Source organism: Citrobacter sp. Ce119 (assembly GCF_030334525.1).
Lineage (GTDB): Bacteria > Pseudomonadota > Gammaproteobacteria > Enterobacterales > Enterobacteriaceae > Citrobacter > Citrobacter europaeus.
Genome location: NZ_JAOWDR010000055.1, coordinates 64164 through 84755 on the forward strand (window position 1 = coordinate 64164; position 20592 = coordinate 84755).

A 20592-nucleotide genomic window follows, 5' to 3' on the forward strand; every position below is an offset into this window, starting at 1 on the left:
ATACCGGCCTGGTGCCGGTATTTTTTTATACTGAATAAAAGAGGCGGGAGATATCAGGTGCGAATAGTAGCCGTGGGAATTATGGTGATCTTCCTGAGCGGATGCGGCAGCATTATTAGCCGAACTATCCCAGGACAAGGGCACGGAAACCAATACTATCCTGGTGTGCAATGGGACGTACGCGACTCCGCGTGGCGTTACGTCACCATCCTCGACCTGCCATTTTCGCTGGTATTTGATACGCTGCTGCTACCGCTCGACATTCACCATGGACCTTACGAATAACTATCGCTCGTCCCATTCATCGGCTGCGGTCTGACCTTCTTCGGTATCCAGGGGAGGCTCCAACTGGAATTCACCTTCATCCCATTCGTGAAGCGTGTTTTCTTCCTGCCACTCCTGACGAATCTCAATTTCATCGTAGTCACCATCAAAAACACTTTGCGCGGCTTCGCCACTCAACATTGGCAGGCATTCACCATCTACATCATCCTCGTCAGCAAAGAATTCCGCCTGCCACATAATGTCACCATCCTGTAGCACGTATTTTTGGACGCTTAGCTGTTGAACGCTGGCGTCGTCTGACTCAAGGTCAGGGTTATCAGCCAGAAACACTTCCCGAGCCGCATCAATAGCCTCTTCCAGCGTGGCATAAAAATTCATGTCATTCTTTGCCATATTCCTTCTCCTAAGGCGAACAATAAAGGGTGATGATTCAATCTATAGACGGCGATTCGCAGAGCGTCAAACCCGTTGACAGCGTGGCTAACTCAATCAGATGATCACCGCCTGCAATGTCTATGAAGCTGGATAAAAGTAATCTCGGTAGTTTATGCAAAAATTTACATTGGCAGATACTGAAGCCGACGTAATATCAGCAAAAAAAATCAAGAAAAAATAGTAATGTATGTGGTTTGCAATGTAGTAATGAAAATCAAAAAAATAAAAGCGGACGTCATATAAGAAAACCTTTATCACCAACAGGCTTTTGCTAAGGTTTTGTGTGGATTCCTGCAGGCAGTCATGCACTGAATTTTTTATAACACTATTAAATCAAAGGAGAAAATTAATTTCACGGTCGGGAGTGTTGCATATGCAATTATTGAAAAACATTAAACCAGCAAGCATCAATGGTAATGCTAAGGTATCCTTAGTGTATGGACTTTGTTAACGCTCTGATGAGCGTTTCAAAAGCATACATAATAATAGATGATTAATACCAGATGTTATAAATCTATATAAAATCATTAATTTGGGAATGAATCAATATCATTGAACTTGTGCTGTTATAATGTTTGCAAAAATTAATGCTTTAATATATAAAATGCAAAATTAAGAATTCTCCTAAGGTTGTTATGGATAACAGTAATTCAAATAATGGAAGGTTGATGGCTTTCTATGTAATCTGTTTGGCTGGTTATATTCTTGGGGGGTTGTGTCTTACACAATTTAAATTAACAATACAGAGTGTGCCGCAAACAGTATATTTAATTATAATTGTAGGGCTATTCTTTTTATACGGAATAATTTTCCTGTTTATGTTGTTCCAGTATCTTTGTAGAAAAGATCTCACCTGCTTAATGATACTAGGAATGGCATTTCTTGGGAATGATGTTTTTTTTGCTGAGACTATCTACATCGTTCAGAATTTGATTAATGACAATGTTTCGATCGAAAAAAGAACAAACGATATTGCTATATTCTATTATTTTCGGCAGGTCAGTTTTATTGCATTGTTATTCATATCTTTAAAGTCTTACAAAGAAACTTCGACAGTTATTGAAACCAAAGAAAGAGAACCTTGCTATATCGCTCTGGCTTTTTTAATCATGCTGGTAATCGCTGTTGTGGCGCACATTCTGGCCAGTTACAACCCTAATTTTACAATCGAGATCACAAGCCTGAAACCTGATAATGTCACGGTGCACTGGCATATTGGGTATATTTATTCACTTATTGTGTCCTGGAGTCTGGTTCTGTTGTATTTAATCATTAAAACCAGAATGAAAAATATATTGTGGAAAAGCATAGGGTTACTATGTTGCTCGGGAATATTAACCAACGTACTACTTCTGAGTCTGGATGAATACAGCATGTATATTTGGTATGTCAGCAGGGGCATTGAGGTGATAAGTACCCTGTGTATAATATCAATACTTATGTACAACACCTTCATCATCCTGAAAAAAGAAACGGATTCAGCTATTAAAGACGCAATGACGAAAATATATAACCGTAAACTGTTCTACAGGTCATTAAAATCAGCGTTAGCAAAAGGCGTAGTGAGTGTAATGGTGTTGGATATTGATAAATTTAAACGGATTAACGATACCTACGGTCATCAGGAAGGTGACAGAGTAATAATCAGTGTTGTCAATATTATCAATAAATCAATTAGGGATACGGATATTTTTGCAAGGGTAGGTGGCGAAGAATTTGCGATCCTGCTTAAGTGTAACGATAAAGATGAAGCTATTGTGATAGCGGAACGAATTAGACGGAATATTGAGAATGGTACGGCAATACCAAATGCGTATGAGTTGAAAGAAAAAATGACGATAAGTATTGGCGTATATTGTAGCAAAACTGATGATGAATCAGCGGACAAAGTCGTTTCATATGCAGATGCTGCGCTGTATGAGGCCAAAAATACTGGCAGGAATAAGGTATGTTACTATTACAATTAAGACTTAAATGAGTGTCGGGTGAAAAATATCATTCGATTCTGAGAAGATAAATACACTCAAATCATCCTGCGGCCTCAGGACTCCGGCGACGGCGCAGGCTATTCCATGAATAGAGGGCGTTAAATAGTACGACGCCCGCGGTCACACAGAAGACGGCGCGAAAACCATAGTTGGCAGATATCGCCGCCCCCATTAATGGTCCTGTTACGTTGCCGATGTCGCGAAATGACTGGTTATAACTGAAAATCCGCCCGGCGATCTGATTCGTTGAGTTATAGACCAGCAGCGTTTGTACCGCCGGGAGCAAAGCCCCATCGGCGGCACCCAATAAAAAGCGCAGAACCCCCAATTGCCAGGGCGTCTGTACGAATGACATTGGAATAAGCAACAGCACGGAGATGACCAGAGCCACAATCAGGATCTTCTCGGGGCCAATTCGATCACCGAGTTTGCCAAGCCTTGGGGCGCTTATTAACGCAGCCACACCCGGAACGGAGGCAATCATCCCGCTGATAAAAGCGATGTTACTGACGTTACCAGCCAGCTCGCGAACGTATAGCGTCAGAATGGGCGCAATAGAGCCGGTTGCTACCTGAATGATAAGCGTAGTGACAAACAGGCTCAGCACCAGTTTTGGGTTCTTTAAAGAGGTTACCACTTCGCGAATGTGCAGCATCTCTTTCTTGCTTACCGCCTGGAAACGCTCGCGGATAAAAAATAGCGTCAGGATAAAACAGACCAGCAGCACGCTGGCAGTGATGAAAAATACCGGGCGTAAACCGTACTGATCCGCGAGCAGCCCGCCGGCTAACGGTCCGAGCAGCGCGCCGCTGACGCCTCCGGTTGAGAGCGTACCCAGCGCCCAGCCGCTTTTGTTGCGCGGAACCTGGGTGGCGATCAGCGCATTAGCGTTGGGAATGAAACCGCCGAGCAGACCCAACAGGGCGCGCAGGATCAAGAACTGCCAGATATTTTGCGCCAGGCCCATCAGCAGCATCACAATAGCCATGCCCAACGCGGAACGCAGCAGCATGATTTTTCGCCCTTTGCGATCGGCAAGGCCACCCCAGAAAGGAGAGGCGATGGCGGAAAAGAGAAACGTGATGCTGAAGACCAGGCCTGACCACATGTTCAGGGCGCTATGACCCGTGACGCCCAGACTCTCGACATAGAGCGGCAAAAAGGGCATAACCAGGCTAAATGCTGCGCCGGTTAAAAAACAACCCAGCCAGGCAACGGTGAGGTTGCGTTTCCAGTTTATGGGAGCATCTGAGGGTGACATAGCGTTCCGCAGTGTGACGCGCTGTTTGCGCTATCGATTGAATATAAGTAAGCAGACTAATTATGCGCCTGGTTGATAGTTGCTGCAATGCGGATAGCAGTTAAACCTAAAGCGGGCAGGGAAAGTGTTGCAGCCCTCAGGGCTGCAACAGCGATTTAATACAGGGAAGGGGAGCCTTCGGGGCGCGTCTTGAAGCGACGGTGCAGCCACATGTACTGCTCAGGAGCCATCATGATGCATTGCTCAACAATCTTATTCATCCACGCAGCCGTAGTTTCCGCGTCGTCTAACGGCGGAGAACACTCCGGAGGCAGCATAATCAATTGATACCCTTTACCGTCAGGCTTGCGGCGAGGAACAAACGGGACCAGACAGGCATTGGACATACGCGAAAGCATCCAGGTCCCGGAGGTCGTTGCGGCTTGTTCAACAGCAAAAAGCGGTACGAACACGCTGGCGCGAGGACCGTAGTCATGATCCGGCGCATACCAGACCACTTCGCCTTTTTTCAACGCTTTAATCATTCCTTTCAGGTCTTTACGGTCGAGCATTGATTTATTCGAACGCATACGGCCCCAGGTTTGTAGCCAGTCGAGCAGCGGGTTGTCGTTAGGGCGATACACACCAATACCTGGCTCCTGCAAACCAAACTGACGCGCACCCAGTTCAAGGGTCAAAAAGTGCAGACCCACCAACAAAATTCCCCGCTTTTGTGCCTGAACGTCGCGGATATGCTCCATCCCGATAACTTCCGTCCAGCGTGAAATACGCTTGTCGGACCAAAACCAGGCCATTCCGGTTTCCATCACGCCCATGCCAACGGACTCAAAGTTTTTGACGATCATCTGCTGGCGTTCCTGCTCGCTCATCTGCGGAAAGCACAGTTCCAGATTGCGGGATACAATTTTTACCCGACGTTTCATCAAACGTAACGCCAGGCGACCTAATGCGCAGCCCAACTTATAAAGAATCGGGTAGGGTAACTGCACGATTAACCAAAGGATGCCAATGCCCAGCCAGGTTAACCAATAACGTGGATGCAGTAACGCAGCCGAAAACTTGGGTAAATTCGTCATGTCTATCCTGTCTTCAAACGACCAATTCCCTGTATTGTCGCATTTTTTCGTGCATATCAAAAATTTGTGACGGGAGAACGGTGATTAAACCATCAATTGTTGTTGCGCGTTTATATTGAAGTAAGAAATGTAGCGCAAAATGTGTGGATGTAAATTGGCGATGTTTGCTTTATGATGCCGCCGATTTCCATTTACTCCCAATTTGCAGGATACGTACACCATGCCAGTGTTACACAACCGCATTTCGAACGACGCCCTCAAAGCCAAAATGCTGGCCGAGACTGAGCCGCGCACGACGATCTCATTCTATAAATATTTCACTATTACCCACCCTCAGCACACGCGTGATGCACTGTACCAGATGTTCACCGCATTGAACGTCTTCGGGCGCGTCTATCTTGCTCATGAAGGAATCAACGCACAAATCAGCGTACCGCAAAGCAACGTCGAGACATTTCGCCAGCAGCTTTATGCGTTTGATCCCGCATTAAACGGATTGCGTCTGAATATCGCGCTGGATGATGACGGTAAATCGTTCTGGGTGCTGCGTATGAAAGTACGTGAACGCATCGTGGCGGATGGGATTGACGATCCGCAATTTGACGCCAGCAACGTGGGGGATTACCTGAAGGCGGCAGAAGTAAACGCCATGCTGGACGATCCTGACGCGGTATTCATTGATATGCGCAACCACTATGAATATGAAGTGGGCCATTTCGAGAATGCGCTGGAAATCCCGGCAGACACGTTCCGCGATCAGTTACCGAAAGCGGTTGAAATGATGCAGGCGCATAAAGATAAAAAAATCGTTATGTATTGCACGGGCGGGATCCGTTGTGAGAAAGCCAGCGCATGGATGAAACACAACGGATTTAGCAAAGTCTGGCACATCGAAGGCGGTATTATTGAATATGCCCGCAAGGCGCGTGAACAGGGACTTCCGGTGCGTTTTGTCGGTAAAAACTTCGTTTTTGACGAGCGTATGGGTGAAAGAATTTCTGAAGATGTCATTGCGCATTGCCATCAATGCGGAACGGCGTGCGACAGCCATACCAATTGCAAAAATGATGGCTGCCATCTGTTGTTTATCCAGTGCCCGGCCTGTGCGCAAAAATATAACGGCTGCTGTAGCGAGTTGTGCAGCGAAGAGAGTGAGTTGCCGGAAGAAGAGCAACGACGTCGTCGCGCTGGCCGCGAAAATGGCAACAAAATCTTTAATAAATCACGCGGTCGCCTGAATACCAAGCTGGGCATTCCGGATCCCACGCAATAAAATGATGCCGGCTGAGGGGTAAGACCTCATCCGGCAACTCATGTTTTACTTCTGCTGGACACCTTCCACTGAGATTATCAGATCCACTTCCTGTGACGCCGGACCGAGATCGGTGGTGATGTTGAAGTCCTTCAGTTTAATTTTCCCTTGTGCTTCAAAACCAGCGCGCGTACCGCCCCACGGATCGCCGCCCTGACCTATCAGCTTTGCGTCCAGCGTAACCGGCTTAGTGACGCCGTTCAGGGTCAGATTACCGGTGATATCCAGATCGTTCCCTTCTTTTTTCACGCTGGTGGAGCTAAACGTCGCCTGTGGGAATTTGGCCACGTTAAGGAAATCTGCGCTGCGCAGGTGCTTGTCGCGTTCAGCGTGATTGGTGTCAACGCTGTTGGTGTTGATGGTCACGTTGACCTTATCGGCTGCGGGATTTTTCTCATCAAAGGTAAATGTACCGTCGAAATCTTTAAAGGTGCCGTACAGCCAGCTGTAACCCAGATGCTGGATACGGAAATTAACAAAGGCATGCTGTCCTTCCTTGTCAATCTTGTAATCTGCCGCCACGGCCGAGCCAGCGGTGAATAACAAAGCGGCGAGTGTCAGTCCAGGCAGGTTTTTTTTCATTTTAAGCTCCATTGTCAGATGACGATTTTCCCAACATGCGATTGAGGGTATCGTCGTGATCGATAAAGTGATGTTTCAGGGCCATCAGTCCGTGCAGAAGCGATAAAACCACCACGGACCATGCAAGCCACAGGTGCAGGCTACCTGCGAGGTCGGCCTGAGCGCCCGCATTGGCAAGGGTCGCTGGGATGTCAAACCAACCAAATACGCTTATCGCTTTGCCATCAGCGGTGGAAATCAAATATCCACTGATGACAATAGAAAAGAGCAATGTGTATAGCGCGAGGTGACCCACTGCCGCAGCGATGCGGGTTAAACGGGAATAATTTGTCAGCGCAGGAGGTGGAGGGGAGAGCAATCGCCAGACGACGCGGATGACTAATCCCATCATAAGCAGAACGCCGATGCTTTTATGCAGTTCAGGGGCCTGGTGATACCAGCCGTCGTAGTAGCTGAGCGTGACCATCCATAAACCCAGCGCGAACATGCCATATACAACAATCGCAGTCAGCCAGTGTAATACGGCAGACACTATGCCATAGCGTTGTGGACTATTATTGAATTGCATAAGCACACCGTTAGATATTTCAGAAGTGAATGAAAATGGCGCGGAAAAGACATTAATGCAACTAATAAATAACAATGACGCTGATATTTATTGTTAAATCAAAATAATTGATTAATTTATGAAATTATCATCAGGCATTTAGAGGGAAAGGCGAGTGTTAAGTCCTGCTTTCGGGGTTTGTAGGTTTTTTTCTTATTCAATTTATTGCAATGAAAATTCAACTAACATCAGTTTATGTCAATTAATGTCAGCGTAATGAGATCAAAAAAACATAATATATATAACATCCATAATTGCCAGTAGCGACCATAAAATAATGTAGAGCATAAAATGCTCGCGAATATTATTAACCAGATAGTGAAAGATGCGGCGCATCGATGTTATTCCTGTCATTAAAAATGGCCTCACCAACGAGGCCATCATTTATTATCGCTTAAAACGGCTTAGCCTGAAGGGGGTCAGGTCAAAGTCAGACTGTTTGTCCTGGGCGAAGTTTGCCGCAATCTCTCCCAGCACGGAGGCAAACTTAAAGCCATGTCCGCTCAACCCGGTTATGATTAGCATGTTGTCATGCTCCGGCAGAGTATCAATAATAAAGTCTTCATCCGGTGAGTTATCATAGGTGCAGGACGCACCGTGCAGACAGCAACCAACGCCTGGCAGAATTGTGCGCAGGAATGGGAAGGCTTCAGATCCATCGCTGGCAACAGCGGCAAACGGCTTACGCTCTTCTGTAGAATGAATTACCTGTCCGCCATTGTGCTTGCCAATTTTTAGCTCGTCATTTTCAGCCGGGAAACCGTAGTATTGATCGCCATTTGGCAACTCTCCGGTGAAGGCAGGGAAGTTATTCTTGACGCTGTAACGTCCATCGGCCTGATACCATGCGAACACCTTGCGCACGGGCTGTATCGGTAGTTCGGGGACTAAAGCCTGCACCCAGGTACCGGCGCTGATCACCACTTTTCGCGCGTGATAGTCACCGTCGGCGGTTTCTACCGTGACGCCATCATCACCGTGACTAATTGCGCTGACCGGGCATTTAAATAGCTGCGCGCAGCCTGCTTCTTCCGCCAGACGGATCCAGGTTTTAATCGCTAACTCACTGCGTAAAAAACCTGACTCGGCTTCAAACAGGCCGATATAGTTTTCAGGTACGCGAATCTCCGGCCAGCGCGCCATGATGGCTGCAGCATCCAGTTGTTCAACGTTGAGTTGCCACTGTTTTGCGCTTTGTGCCGCGGTCGCTAAGAAGGTTGAATCTGCCGGGCCGAGGTTGATTACACCAGAGCGAACAAAAATCGGTTCTTCATTTTGGGTGGACAGTTCATCCCACAATGTCTGCGCCCGCAGTACCAGAGGAACGTATTTTTCGCCTTCGCCATAAGCATGACGAATTAATCGAGTGTCGCCGTGGTGGCTGCCCTGCTGATGCGGGGGCATATGCGCATCGATCATCAGAACCTTCAGACCGGCGCGAGTGGCATAGTATCCGGCTGCGGCGCCTACCGAACCGCTGCCAATAATGATTAAGTCGTATTTCATCCGCTTCTCTCTGCAATCGCGATAGTATACCTTAAATAATTCGAGTTGCAGGACAAAACGGCCCGGCCGTTTTGAACAGCGCTCGCGCTGGCCCCGAAGGGGTGAGGCCGTAAGGCCGAATCACGCGGCAACGCAGCGAATCCCTGGGAGCGTACATTAGTACGTGACCAGGGTGAGCGAGGAAAGCCAACGCACATGCAACTTGAAGTATGACAGGTATAGCAGGGTAAATAACTGACCCGGAATATTCAACCTGGAAATAAGAAAGGCACCGATAAGGTGCCTTTTGATGGTTGGAGGTATCAGGTTTAATGTCGCTGATACTCATTTACCTGGTAATCGCCGGATTCAATTTTGGCGATTCCTGCTTCTAATATCGAAATAAATTGCCTGGCAACATCAGTGGTTAACCAGAGCGTTTGCCCAACTTCAGTCCCATCCGGATCTGGACGATTCGGGGTCTGGTAATGCAAACGCAGCATCAGCGCATCGTAGCTATCAACGGTGCTGATGTCCCATCCTACAAGCGGATGAGTCTGAATGACTTCATTATTCTTTTCCATCATGCCCCCTAATTCGTGTTACTAGACAACGGTTTTCGAGGTTCAATGCGTTTTTTTCTGAAGCAACTTCAGTATATCAATAAATAAGGGTATTCATTGGAAATTTAAAGAGGGGAGCGCATAATTTTTTTGTTTTCAGCGTTATCTGAGTAAGAAACCAACATGTTATTCATTTTTTTTTAGCATGTTGCACAATTATTTTGGTGTTGTGGTTAAAAGATGACCAGAAATTGATTATTAAAATATTAGTTTGCCAGCAGGAATTCGCTATTGATTTAAAGATGGCGTGTATAAAAAAGCCGGGGCGACCCGGCAAACAAACATCACTGCATATCATTATTTATTCATTGATGAACCAGTCATCCGCGCTTTCCCACGTCTCCTGGAGGATCTCGCTGATACGTTCTTTGTCTTCTTTGCTCGCACCAATAACCGACAGATTGTTTGCGCCAGCATAACGCACGGATACGTTACCTTCGTTATCCGGAAAATGGTGCTGAATACGGCGGGAGAGTTCACCTGCCAGCGCGTCAATTGCGCCGGCGGGTAGTGGTGAAGTTTTAGCAATAGTGACTTCAATACGCATAGTAGCCCCCTGTGGAATATACTGTTTATTTATACAGTTAATCGCCTCAGTTGGCTACACTTATTTTAATTTTTTACTGACCAGCGTACCGTTTCGCCACCCAGGAAAGGCACCAGCGTATCATCGTCCAGTGCAATGCTCTCCGGGACCTGATGCTCCACGCGCTCCAGCTCAATAAAGGTCTCATTCACTGGCAAACCATAGAACCGTGGGCCATTGAGTGAGCTGAAGGCTTCGAAATACGCCAACGCATTCATCTCTTCAAACACGGTGGCATAGCTGCCCAGCGCGGTCGGCGCATTAAAGCAGCCCGCACAGCCACAGCTAGACTCTTTACGATGACGCGCATGCGGCGCAGAGTCGGTACCAAGGAAGGCGCGGTTAAACCCGCTGGCAACCAGCTCTCGCAGCGCCTGTTGATGGACGTTACGTTTGAGGATCGGCAGGCAGTACAGGTGAGGGCGAATCCCACCGACCAGCATGTGGTTGCGGTTAAACATCAGGTGCTGTGGCGTAATGGTCGCAGCCAAAAGCTCGTTACCGTCGCGCACGTAGTCGGCAGCATCTTTAGTCGTAATATGCTCGAACACCACCTTCAGCGCAGTTAAACGCTGACGCAGTGGTTCCATCACCGTTTCAATAAAGCGTGCTTCACGATCGAAAATATCGATATCCGCATGCGTCACTTCGCCGTGCACCAGCAGCGGCATACCCAATTTTTCCATCCTTTCCAGTACCGGCATGATGGCGTCAATCGAGGTTACGCCATGCGTCGAGTTGGTGGTGGCATTGGCCGGATAAAGCTTTGCAGCGGTGAAAACGCCTTCGTTAAATCCACGTTCCAGCTCGTTGGGATCCAGCGTATCCGTTAAGTAGCAGGTCATTAATGGCGTGAAGTCGTGTCCGGCAGGTACCGCGTCAAGAATTCGCTGGCGATAAGCGATAGCCGCGTCAACCGTGGTGACGGGCGGAGCCAGATTCGGCATGACAATGGCGCGGCCATACACTTCACTGGTATAGGGCACGACAGTTTTTAACATGTCGCCATCGCGAAAGTGAAGATGCCAGTCGTCTGGGCGGCGGATCTTTAAAACCTGGGATGGTGCAGTCATCAATATGCTCCGGCTGAGGATAGTCTTTTTTGCCGGAAACAAAGGATAAGCGGAAACGTTTTCGTTTGCACGAAAAAAAGCGCGCTGTCTGTAAGCGTCACCAGCAGTATCACACTGCCAACGCGCCAAATGTTTAATCGTTAATTAAGACTTAATTTTTTTATTTCAGTGTGTAATTATATATATTGATATAATTAATCATAAAACAAATGATTTTTATTAATCTATTTTATTTCTGGATGTTTGAATAAAAATGTTATGGCACAGGAGGTGCAATGAAGATTTTTCGTCCGCTATGGACAAAAGGGATCCTCCTTTCTCCCCAGTATTTTCAACAGCAAACGTTGCTTAATTCCCGTGATGACCAGGGTATAGCCCAAATGAGCGTTATGCATCCGTGGGGGGTATGGCGTGCAGAATTTGATTCACAAGTACTGACACAAGGGCAACTGAAACCCCTTTGCCTGAACTTACGATTTCAGGACGGTACTCAGATAGATACTGAGCAGATGGATGCCCTACCTCCAACGTTAACGTTGACGGGGGAGACAAACGAAGCCACAGTGCTGTTGGCCCTTCCTCAGTTTTATTCGAATGACCGTAATTGCCTGCAACCGGAAGACATTGCTGAATATCCGGTGCGTTACCGCCAGGTGTGGCGCGATGTACGCAACCAGTTTGATGATGACATAAAGCCGATGGCGGTGATGCAACATGAACTCACGCTACGGCTTTCAACTCAGGATAATGCCAATTACCTCACCTGCCCGGTGGCTCGGATATTAAAAGACGTACAGGGTAACTATGTCCTTGATGGGACGTTCATCCCTCCGCTGCTGGCGATGCACGGTAATCACGGGTTGTGCGACAAGACAGAGGTTTTATTGACGCAACTGCGTGCTCGCATTATCCGTTTGATGGCAATGCGTCGGGAAAGTAATGAGCGGATGGCGGATTTTGCTGTAGCAGACGTCTCGTTATTTTGGCTGCTCAATGCGCTAAATACCGCCGAACCCGTCCTGGGGATGTACCAGCGTTTCCCACAGGTGCATCCGGAACGCGTGTATCAGGAGTTGGCGCGGCTGGCGGGGGCGCTGCTGACGTTCTCGCTGGAACATGAGATTGGCGTTATCCCGCTGTATCAGCACGATGATTTAAGCAACACGTTTTTGCCGTTGTTCAGGTTGTTGAACAGATTGTTGGAAACCAGCCTGCCATCACGGGTCATCGCCATTGATATGGAACGCGATCTTCGTCTGCATCAATGGATCGCCCGACTACACGATCCCCGTCTGCGTGAAGGTGCTGACTTTTGGTTGTCGGTGCGTTCATCCCTGCCAGCTGCGCAGCTTTATAACCAGTTCCCACAATTATGCAAGGCGGGGAGCCCGGACGATGTAAACCAGGTTGTGAATATTGCGCTAAATGGCATCCCGCTGAAAGCGCAAACTCACGTCCCGGCGGCGATTCCCCTGCGCCTGGAAAATCAGTATTTCTCCCTCGATCTCAATCATCCGTCGGCCCAGCGAATGCTGGACGCTGGCGTCTGCGTATTTTATGTACCGGGCACGTTGGGTGAACTCGAGCTTGAGCTGTTTGCGGTGTTGCGCACATGACCTTCAACGTCGATGAATGTCTGGCCGATATTTGGCTTCAGACCGTTAGATTACGGCAGGGGGAGCAGTTTGCTACTGGGGAAGGGCGGCGGTTGTGGCAGATGTGCGCGGATAATGTGACGTGTGTGCGAGAGGTGACGCGTACGGCGGGGTTAACCGAGGAAAACATTCTGCACATCACCTATGCCTGTTGTGCACTGTTGGATGAGGCGGTGAAAAGTCGCGAGGTACAGGATGATGCCAGTCTGGTGTGGTATCAGTCCCCGCTCCAGACGCACTACTTCAACACCCTCGACGCCGGAGAAGCGTTGTATGAGCGGATGCGTGGTGTTCTGCGCGAGCCGGCACCGGAACCAACGGTGCTTATCTGTTTCCATCGGGTATTGATGTTGGGATTTCTCGGTGGACTGAGTCCGGACGCACCAACACGGACAGCGTTACTCAATGAACTGACATCGCATATTCCCGCTTTTCAGTTTCAGGAATCACAGCCGGTACTTAATACCTTACCTGCGCGAAGCTCGCTGGGTTTATGGCTGCGTGACGTCCGAATTCGGCTGATGTTGGGCCTGTTTGCGGTGGGACTACTCTGGTGGGGGCTGGACTGCTGGCTTGACTCACTACTGGTCAGTTTCGCCGCATAACACAGGCGAATGGCAACGTTGGGCTTCGCCAATTTCATGTGTTGAGCAGTAGGGACATTCAACGCGGTTACTGAGAACGGGGAAGTATTACCTTAATGGGCATAGGGTTACGGCCATGGGCGGTAGCGTGCCCGAACGCCAGGAGGGCACAAAATGTTGTTTGATCACAACCATAACAAACTGACTATTCGTGGGCTGGACGTGGAACCAGACGTTCTGGCTTTCAAAGGACATGAATATCTCAGCCAGCCTTTTCGGTATGACATTCAGTTCACCAGCACTAATCATGGTATTACGCCGGAAACAGTATTGATGCAGGACGCTTCGTTCAGCTTGTGCGCACCGCCGGAACAGGGGATGGCGGTGATGACTCCGCAGCGCACATTGCATGGGGTGATTACCGCATTTAAGTGTCTGTCTGCCTCACGTGACGAAACGCATTACGAGGTGCGACTGGAACCCCGTCTGGCGCTACTTTCCCGCAGTCATCAGAGCGCGATTTTCCAGGATATGTCCGTCTCGCAGATTACGGAAAAAATCCTGCGTGAACGTCATGGTCTGCGCGGTCAGGATTTTGTTTTTAAGCTGAATAATGAGTACCCACGTCGCGAACAGGTGATGCAGTACGGCGAGAATGACCTGACGTTTCTGTCACGGTTGCTGGCGGAGACCGGGATCTGGTTCCGTTTCGCGGCAGATTCACGGCTGAAAATTGAGGTGATAGAGTTTTACGACGATCAGCAGGGATATGAACAGGGAATCACTCTACCGCTGCGCCACCCGTCCGGTATGTACGACGGCACAGTTGAAGCCGCATGGGCGCTGAATTCGTCGCATTCGGTGGTTGAAAACACGGTTACCACCCGAGACTACAACTACCGTGACGCCCAAAGGGACATGGACAGCGCGATGGATGTCACTGCGGGCGACAAAACTACCCGTGGTGAAGCGTATCATTACGCAGATAATTTTCGTGAGGCCGGTAGCCCGCAGACTATTGAGGGCGGGGGATTTTATGCCCGTATCCGCCACGAACGCTATCTGAACGGGCAGACGCGACTGGGGGGCACCAGCAACAGCGTAACGTTAATGCCTGGCCAGGCGCTGAAGGTGACCGGCGGTGAGGCTCCAGATATGTTTGCCCACGGCGTGGTCATCACCGCGATTCATACCCGTGCCGCTCGTGACCGTAGCTATACGCTGGAGTTTGAGGCAATACCCTGTTCTGAACGTTACTGTTTTCGCGCACCTTCGCCGGAGAAACCTGTGATGGCGGGCACTTTGCCTGCACGGGTGACCAGTACCCAGCCAGGCGATCTCTACGGGCATATCGATAAAGACGGACGCTATCGGGTCAATTTACTCTTTGACCGCGATACATGGCCCGCCGGGTACGAAAGTCTGTGGGTGCGTCAGGCCAGACAGTATGCTGGAGATACCTATGGTTTTCATCTGCCACTGCTGGCTGGCACGGAAGTGGCTATTGCGTTTGAAAATGGCGATCCGGACCGGCCATATATCGCCCATGCACTGCATGACTCAGCCCATCCTGACCATGTCACCATCCGCAACAATAAACGCAATGTCCTGCGTACCCCTACGAACAACAAATTCCGCCTCGATGACACCCGTGGGCAGGAGCATATCAAGCTCTCGACGGAGTACGGCGGGAAGAGCCAGCTAAATCTGGGTCATATCGTGGACAGCGGCAAGCAGAAACGGGGGGAAGGGTTTGAGCTGCGCACGGACAAATGGGGGACGATACGCGGCGGACAAGGGCTGTTTATCAGTGCCGATATGCAGGCAAAGGCGCAGGACCTACAGCTTGAAATGAAAGCGGCGCTGGAAACCCTGGAACAGGCGCAAGGACTGGCGCAATCGCTGAGCGAGGCGGTGAAAACGGCCAACGCAGAGCTAGCACAAGTAGCAGCGCAAAAAAGTCTGATGGAAGGGTCGCTAAAAGATTTACAGCAAGCGGCTTTGCTGTTGAGCGCACCCGCGGGTATTGCACAGGTATCTCCGGAAAGTATTCAAATTAGTACGGGTAATAATTTTATTCAGACCTCGGCTGAAAACAGTGATTTCAGCGTGTTCAAAAAGTTTACCGTCGCTGCCGGGGAGGTTATCAGTCTGTTTGCTAAAACGTTGGGGATTAAGATTTTTGCCAACAAAGGCAAGGTTGAGATACAGGCGCAAGATGACAACATGGAGCTTACTGCCATGAAAGATATGAAAATACAAAGTAAGGACGGGGAGGTTTATATCTCGACGGCGAAAAAAATTACATTAGCATGCGATAAAACGGCACTCATTATTGAACGTTCAGGCGTGACCATTAAGACATTGGGTGATGTGAATGTGAAAAGCGCTACGTTTAATCGTCAGATCCCACAGCCGTATAATTATACGCCCCCGGAACTTCCTCCCGGTGCGACCTGCAAGGAGCGGACGTAATCGTGAGCAACTATAAACAGTTTCAATCGGATGATATATGTAGCGATTTTAACGGGCGGTACCAAAATGAATATCGCTATTTACTGGTCGATCCGTTAAAAAATGTCACTTTTTTAAATGATTTATGCCTAAGTAATTTAAAGGAAATATATGGCGCTGAAAACGTCAAACCCGTACTACGTCCTGATCTTCGCTACTCTCCGGAATCTTGTCCACATTTGATATTACTGGCCGCACCCGGAGAGGTGTGTTCAACCGCAGTGATTAATGAAGTTGTAAGATATGGAACCTATGAGCGGAAATATAATAAGCGCTATATTTGTGGGCTATTGAGCAGCGCTTGTGGGCTTCAGGTGTTGTCGCAAAAGATCGCAGATAATTGCCGAACTCTTGGTGACCAGATAACTACAGGTTATTCATTACCCTTTTTTGAGCCATTGCGTATGGAGCTTTTGTATCTAACGCAGTTATCTCCTGTGATTGAAGAGGTTCTTTGGCCAATTTCAACCTGGTGGTATATAGCCTATACGGGAAAACTCAACGGCCTGAACAGCATCGAAGCAACGACAGCAGGTAAACTGACGTGGGGAATGCAGGAAGGCCAACTGAATATCAGGGATATATGGCGCATATTATATGCCTGGGATAATGGGAAAACGATCCTACCGGATAACGCAGTTTATCTGGCTGCACAAGCCTGGAAAGAAGTCGGTAAAATAGGATTGCATCAGTTGCGTGATAAAACTTATCTCGCACTAAATGCACTCAATTTTCCCGTTGATATAACCCGTCATTCAACCATTGCGTCTCTTCTGCAACAGGCGAGAGAAAATCCCTCGCTACTGTTGACGCAGTTACTTCAGACATTACCCGATTCAGTCTGGCTGGAACTGGAACAGCAAAGCACCGTTCAATAAGGAATGTTTATTTATGTCGCTTAAGGATCAATCTCAAGATAATGCCGCAGCAGCAGATCAGTCTGCCCAGATCCCGTCAGATTGTAAGGTGTGTCAACGAGAAGGCATTCCGGTTCTTCCCCTGCGGATTGCTGTTGTACCCAACGGGATGGTCTCTTCTGGTTGGCAACCTAACATTCAGCCACAACCTGCACCCTCGCTGAAAGGAGGGGAATATAAATATGCCTTAAGAACGTTGCGCATGGGATATCTGTACGTACTTTTAAAGCCTAAAGAAAGCAATGGCGATAAAAAAACATGGCAGGGTTATGAAGTTACAACAGAAGGCGCATTGCGGCAATTTGAAGCCACTCTGATGCCTGAATGTGATGCGGTAGAATCGCTTTGCAGCGCCTGTCGCACGCAAGGGCATTGCAATGCGGGAAGTTTTATCAATTTTGATACCAAAAAATACAGCGAAGCGTGGCTGGCATTTAGCAGCGATCCCTGGAGCGATGACGTTTTAAGTCAGTATGAAAAAGAACCGTCCGAAGAACGCTTTACGCATATTATTCTGGATAGTCTGCAAAGCGCGCCGTCTGCTGAAAAAGGCGAATTTGCGATCGATAGCGCGTTGTCATCATTGAAAGAGAAGGTGGCTGAATATGCAACCTTACTTTATCCCTGGCTGGAGAAGATTAATGAACCCGAGGGAGGAATGCATGGATTTTACTCACGCCAGGATGAGTCCACCTCATTTGGCGATTATGTTGATCGCATTACGCAGCAATACCAGCGTCCGCCGGTGGCAATTACCCTCACAGACAGTGTAGGGATTGTTCAGGAGTTAAAAGCAGGGCAACTGCAGTTGGTGAGCGCCATGGAAGATTATATTAGCCAACCAGAAACCATGCACAAACATATCATCGCCCTGGCAATTGAAAACTATCTGGCGGGGTCGGAAGAGAGTATTAAGCAAAACAGCAAAACCCGCTGTGTGTATACCTCTTCCCCGTATCCTGCTGCTAACAGTGTGGAATGTATTGATAAAGACGAGGTTGGCCGCCAGACGTGGGATGAATACTTTACGCGTTTACAGCAAAGTTATGATGAAAAAGGGCGAGCCGATTTTGCAAAAACCTATAAGGAAAAGGTGGAATCCCTACAACAGCGCATTGACAATGTGGGTACAGATTTAGCTCTCTGGTATGTCGCGCCTCTCTGGAAATATGTTATCGATAATGACTATTCAAAACAGCAGGATCTGCTCGAATGGTATCGCCAGTTCACGACGGTCACCACCTGCCTGCAGGGAGGGGCAATTGATGATAGTACCCGTGATGTGTGGTGTACATGGTTCGGCGACACTAACAGTCCTGTATATAAAGGACTGCTAGGATATAGCACTGATGATTACAGCAGCATCTACAGCGGGCTAAGCGTCTATTCTTATTTGAAAGTTATTGTTGGTGCGGATGAAATCGGTAATACGCTAAAAAGCGACAGAATCCAGGCGATGTTTAACACCCGTATTCTGGCGATGAATGGCGCGTTTAGTCGGGGAATTGACAAACTGGATGATGCGACCCGACACGGGGTCATACGCATGCTTCAGGGGGCTGGGTATGTCGCCACGGGGCAAACGGTGACGCTTTTTTCCTTATCGATGACCATAAGAGAGTTCCAGCAGTTTTATCAGGAATATGGCACGCGCCTGGGCATGGAGGTTGCCAAAAATTCATCCCCGTTTAGTGGCACGATTCGTCAGGGAGGCGTGACAAGCACGCGTTCAGCCGTAGGATATTTGTTGGCGATCACGGACAACGAGTTGCTGGGCCAGCGGATTAATATGCAACTTAGCAGTATGGTTGCTTTAGAAAACCTTTTTAAACCGCTGCGTAAGTCCGGAGTGAGTCCTTCATCAGTAACAAAAGCGCCGATTACTCACCAATCACATGTCGGCAATTTTGCCAGTGAACTCCGTATATCGTCACTTTCATTGCTGGATAAAACCGAGTCCTCTCTGCGCACGGTGGATGCGGCGCAATGGGAAAATATTCGCAGCAACATCATCAGTGAACGAACCGGGCGATTGGTGAGCGGTAATGCTATAGGTATGGTGCTGTCTACGGCCATGCTGGCATTCCAGACTTACGATCTCTGGGAAAATAACCGAGCACTTCAGTTTACCGACGGTAAATTTAAGCAGTTAACGAACTATCTGATGATCGCCAGCGCGGCAACGGAAATCGCCGGTTTTGGACGTATGTTAACGAAAAAAGGCCTCTGGCAAGTATTGGGTAAGGATGTCCATACACTGATTAAAGCGGGCGGTGTTCTGGCTGGAGTAGCTTCGGTAGTGGATGGGATAAGGATGGGATTTTCTTGGTGGGATGCTTATATCAAGGGAGACAATGGTTCTGCAAAGTTTTATTTTTTTGCTGCCGCGTCGACGATCGCTGGTGGGGCTGTTGCTGGTTATTATGCTTACTACGGCGTTTTTACTCTTTTTGGCCCCGCCGGACTAGCATTAGCATTAATTTTTTTAGGCGCTGCATTAGCTCTTAGGGGGGAGCAACTACGTAGTACGCCGATTGAAATCTGGCTGCGGCGTTGCTGCTTCGGTCTTCGTCGCGAAGAAGATGATATTCCCTGGCAGGCTACGAGTCTGGAGGATTTAAACAGCGCCTTAGCCGATTATAACGCAATTATCTCCGGTATGCGGGTTCAGGTCGCCTTTAGCACAGTCTCTTCTATTCCTGGTGGTGGTGGAACCTACCGACAAATTGAGTCCAATATTACGTTACCCGGTTATAATAGTGAATTATCTGCCTATGAATATCAACTGCAGGCATTTGCTGCTAATGGTAATGCACTATCAGTGACGTCAGAATCGCATGAAATGTTCCCAGGTCAGGATGATAAATATCATAATGAAGTCGAGTATTTTTTTAAAGGTTTTATTGAGCATGAAACGGATGAAGATAACAGTTTGCTGATTATTAAAAATGGCGGGTGGGTTTCATCGTTTTCATACAATAGGGCAGTGTTAACGGTGAGCTACTGGAAAAATAAATATAACGTTGAGGATGTGCTTTCATTAACGCTTAATGTAAAAGGATAAATGAATATTATGACTAAAAAGCCAGGCAATAAAGTAAAGCGTCGCGCATCACTGTCCGCCTCTGAGAATAAAAAAAAGGAACAGCATACAGCAAACGTTGAAACACAACGCCCCAAAAACCCTTTCTATCGCCGTTCCGTACTGATCCCGCAGGCGGAAAGATGGCAGGAGGATCTGCCGGTTCAGTGGCTGGAGCACGATGTTGAACCCAATGCTATCTGGCTGAATGAAAAGAATGATATCTGGCTGGAAATTCCCCGTTATGAGAATCAGATCTCATGGGGCGGCGGCGATATTTTTGCCTTCCTTTTAGTGCCATTTATACTTTTTTACTTAATAGCTCCTTTTGTAATTAAATGGGATGTGAGTATTTTTTTAGGCTCTTTATTAACTTGTGCTTTTTTTATATCTTTCTTTAAATTATTGATCAGAATGACCTATCACACGCCACGCGGTACGCCCGTGCGCCTAAACCGTAAGCGGCAGAAAGTCTATATTTACGAACATCACCGCAGCAGCTGGAATCCGTGGATAGACTGGCCGGT

The 20592-nt window shown here is 48.1% G+C and carries 19 protein-coding genes; 9 read left to right on the top strand and 10 right to left on the bottom strand.

The genetic code is table 11. From position 1 onward, the window contains the following. The first annotated feature begins 57 nt into the window (after positions 1–57). Positions 58–285 carry a YceK/YidQ family lipoprotein gene (locus OGV80_RS14950; RefSeq protein WP_047413529.1) on the top strand — a complete coding sequence of 76 codons (228 nt, stop codon included), beginning with the start codon at positions 58–60 and terminating at the stop codon, positions 283–285. On the opposite strand, the gene OGV80_RS14955 is transcribed toward OGV80_RS14950, so the two are convergent. After that, positions 286–663, bottom strand: coding sequence for a MysB family protein (locus OGV80_RS14955; protein ID WP_043017882.1), 378 nt, complete (start codon positions 661–663; stop codon positions 286–288). 692 nt (positions 664–1355) lie between these two features. Between OGV80_RS14955 and OGV80_RS14960 the strand changes: the two genes are divergently transcribed. Then, on the top strand, positions 1356–2687 hold the full coding sequence (locus OGV80_RS14960; RefSeq protein ID WP_286515234.1) for a sensor domain-containing diguanylate cyclase: 1332 nt from the start codon (positions 1356–1358) through the stop codon (positions 2685–2687). Positions 2688–2748: 61 nt separating this feature from the next. Here the strand turns inward: OGV80_RS14960 and mdtG are convergent, their stop codons facing one another. Both mdtG and OGV80_RS14970 read right to left on the bottom strand, forming a co-directional pair. Beyond that, positions 2749–3969 (bottom strand): multidrug efflux MFS transporter MdtG, encoded by a 1221-nt coding sequence (gene mdtG, locus OGV80_RS14965; RefSeq protein WP_043015885.1) that lies wholly within the window; start codon positions 3967–3969, stop codon positions 2749–2751. A 155-nt stretch (positions 3970–4124) separates the two neighbouring features. Beyond that, entirely contained in the window at positions 4125–5045 is a 921-nt protein-coding gene (locus OGV80_RS14970) for a Kdo(2)-lipid IV(A) acyltransferase (RefSeq protein WP_043015886.1), read from the bottom strand. A 220-nt stretch (positions 5046–5265) separates the two neighbouring features. On the opposite strand from OGV80_RS14970, the gene trhO reads away from it, so the two are divergent. Continuing rightward, complete coding sequence (gene trhO / locus OGV80_RS14975; RefSeq protein ID WP_043015887.1) at positions 5266–6318, top strand: oxygen-dependent tRNA uridine(34) hydroxylase TrhO; 1053 nt, start codon at positions 5266–5268, stop codon at positions 6316–6318. Positions 6319–6363: 45 nt separating this feature from the next. On the opposite strand, the gene OGV80_RS14980 is transcribed toward trhO, so the two are convergent. The 7 genes from OGV80_RS14980 to pyrC form a co-directional block, all read right to left on the bottom strand. Continuing rightward, on the bottom strand, positions 6364–6939 hold the full coding sequence (locus tag OGV80_RS14980; RefSeq protein WP_043015888.1) for a YceI family protein: 576 nt from the start codon (positions 6937–6939) through the stop codon (positions 6364–6366). Between the two features lies 1 nt (position 6940). After that, the gene (locus OGV80_RS14985) at positions 6941–7507 is read right to left on the bottom strand and encodes a cytochrome b (RefSeq protein ID WP_043015889.1); all 567 of its coding nucleotides are present in this window, start codon (positions 7505–7507) and stop codon (positions 6941–6943) included. Between the two features lie 261 nt (positions 7508–7768). Continuing rightward, positions 7769–7882, bottom strand: coding sequence for a YceO family protein (locus OGV80_RS14990; protein ID WP_003846814.1), 114 nt, complete (start codon positions 7880–7882; stop codon positions 7769–7771). 51 nt (positions 7883–7933) lie between these two features. After that, positions 7934–9052: an N-methyl-L-tryptophan oxidase gene (gene solA, locus OGV80_RS14995; RefSeq protein ID WP_286515237.1), complete on the bottom strand. Its 1119-nt coding sequence runs from the start codon at positions 9050–9052 to the stop codon at positions 7934–7936. A 308-nt stretch (positions 9053–9360) separates the two neighbouring features. Next, positions 9361–9615, bottom strand: a complete 255-nt coding sequence (gene bssS, locus OGV80_RS15000; RefSeq protein WP_003036154.1) for a biofilm formation regulator BssS — start codon at positions 9613–9615, stop codon at positions 9361–9363. 340 nt (positions 9616–9955) lie between these two features. After that, a complete protein-coding gene (gene dinI / locus OGV80_RS15005) occupies positions 9956–10201 on the bottom strand; it encodes a DNA damage-inducible protein I (RefSeq protein WP_043015891.1) in 246 nt (81 codons plus the stop codon). Positions 10202–10266: 65 nt separating this feature from the next. Further along, entirely contained in the window at positions 10267–11313 is a 1047-nt protein-coding gene (gene pyrC, locus OGV80_RS15010; protein WP_047412125.1) for a dihydroorotase, read from the bottom strand. A gap of 275 nt (positions 11314–11588) precedes the next feature. Between pyrC and tssK the strand changes: the two genes are divergently transcribed. The 6 genes from tssK to OGV80_RS15040 form a co-directional block, all read left to right on the top strand. Next, positions 11589–12929: a type VI secretion system baseplate subunit TssK gene (tssK, locus tag OGV80_RS15015; RefSeq protein ID WP_043015893.1), complete on the top strand. Its 1341-nt coding sequence runs from the start codon at positions 11589–11591 to the stop codon at positions 12927–12929. Further along, on the top strand, positions 12926–13573 hold the full coding sequence (gene tssL, locus OGV80_RS15020; RefSeq protein WP_043015894.1) for a type VI secretion system protein TssL, short form: 648 nt from the start codon (positions 12926–12928) through the stop codon (positions 13571–13573). The genes tssK and tssL overlap by 4 nt, the downstream gene beginning before the upstream one ends. 153 nt (positions 13574–13726) lie before the next feature. Beyond that, complete coding sequence (locus tag OGV80_RS15025) at positions 13727–16027, top strand: type VI secretion system Vgr family protein (RefSeq protein WP_286515239.1); 2301 nt, start codon at positions 13727–13729, stop codon at positions 16025–16027. A gap of 2 nt (positions 16028–16029) precedes the next feature. Then, the gene (locus tag OGV80_RS15030; protein ID WP_080625398.1) at positions 16030–16944 is read left to right on the top strand and encodes a hypothetical protein; all 915 of its coding nucleotides are present in this window, start codon (positions 16030–16032) and stop codon (positions 16942–16944) included. A 13-nt stretch (positions 16945–16957) separates the two neighbouring features. Continuing rightward, positions 16958–20047, top strand: a complete 3090-nt coding sequence (locus OGV80_RS15035) for a T6SS effector BTH_I2691 family protein (protein WP_140389858.1) — start codon at positions 16958–16960, stop codon at positions 20045–20047. Beyond that, positions 20048–20592, top strand: a 545-nt coding sequence (locus tag OGV80_RS15040) for a DUF6708 domain-containing protein (RefSeq protein ID WP_353654551.1), incomplete at its 3' end; no start/stop codon positions are given.

Excerpts from the sequence above, each read along its gene's own strand:
- OGV80_RS14980 (WP_043015888.1), bottom strand. The coding sequence starts at position 6,939 with ATGAAAAAAAACCTGCCTGGACTGACACTCGCCGCTTTGTTATTCACC.
- trhO (WP_043015887.1), top strand. The coding sequence starts at position 5,266 with ATGCCAGTGTTACACAACCGCATTTCGAACGACGCCCTCAAAGCCAAA.
- OGV80_RS15025 (WP_286515239.1), top strand. The coding sequence starts at position 13,727 with ATGTTGTTTGATCACAACCATAACAAACTGACTATTCGTGGGCTGGAC.
- solA (WP_286515237.1), bottom strand. The coding sequence starts at position 9,052 with ATGAAATACGACTTAATCATTATTGGCAGCGGTTCGGTAGGCGCCGCA.
- OGV80_RS14970 (WP_043015886.1), bottom strand. The coding sequence starts at position 5,045 with ATGACGAATTTACCCAAGTTTTCGGCTGCGTTACTGCATCCACGTTAT.
- OGV80_RS14960 (WP_286515234.1), top strand. The coding sequence starts at position 1,356 with ATGGATAACAGTAATTCAAATAATGGAAGGTTGATGGCTTTCTATGTA.
- tssL (WP_043015894.1), top strand. The coding sequence starts at position 12,926 with ATGACCTTCAACGTCGATGAATGTCTGGCCGATATTTGGCTTCAGACC.
- bssS (WP_003036154.1), bottom strand. The coding sequence starts at position 9,615 with ATGGAAAAGAATAATGAAGTCATTCAGACTCATCCGCTTGTAGGATGG.
- OGV80_RS15035 (WP_140389858.1), top strand. The coding sequence starts at position 16,958 with ATGTCGCTTAAGGATCAATCTCAAGATAATGCCGCAGCAGCAGATCAG.
- OGV80_RS14990 (WP_003846814.1), bottom strand. The coding sequence starts at position 7,882 with ATGCGCCGCATCTTTCACTATCTGGTTAATAATATTCGCGAGCATTTT.
- pyrC (WP_047412125.1), bottom strand. The coding sequence starts at position 11,313 with ATGACTGCACCATCCCAGGTTTTAAAGATCCGCCGCCCAGACGACTGG.
- OGV80_RS14985 (WP_043015889.1), bottom strand. The coding sequence starts at position 7,507 with ATGCAATTCAATAATAGTCCACAACGCTATGGCATAGTGTCTGCCGTA.
- dinI (WP_043015891.1), bottom strand. The coding sequence starts at position 10,201 with ATGCGTATTGAAGTCACTATTGCTAAAACTTCACCACTACCCGCCGGC.
- mdtG (WP_043015885.1), bottom strand. The coding sequence starts at position 3,969 with ATGTCACCCTCAGATGCTCCCATAAACTGGAAACGCAACCTCACCGTT.
- tssK (WP_043015893.1), top strand. The coding sequence starts at position 11,589 with ATGAAGATTTTTCGTCCGCTATGGACAAAAGGGATCCTCCTTTCTCCC.
- OGV80_RS14955 (WP_043017882.1), bottom strand. The coding sequence starts at position 663 with ATGAATTTTTATGCCACGCTGGAAGAGGCTATTGATGCGGCTCGGGAA.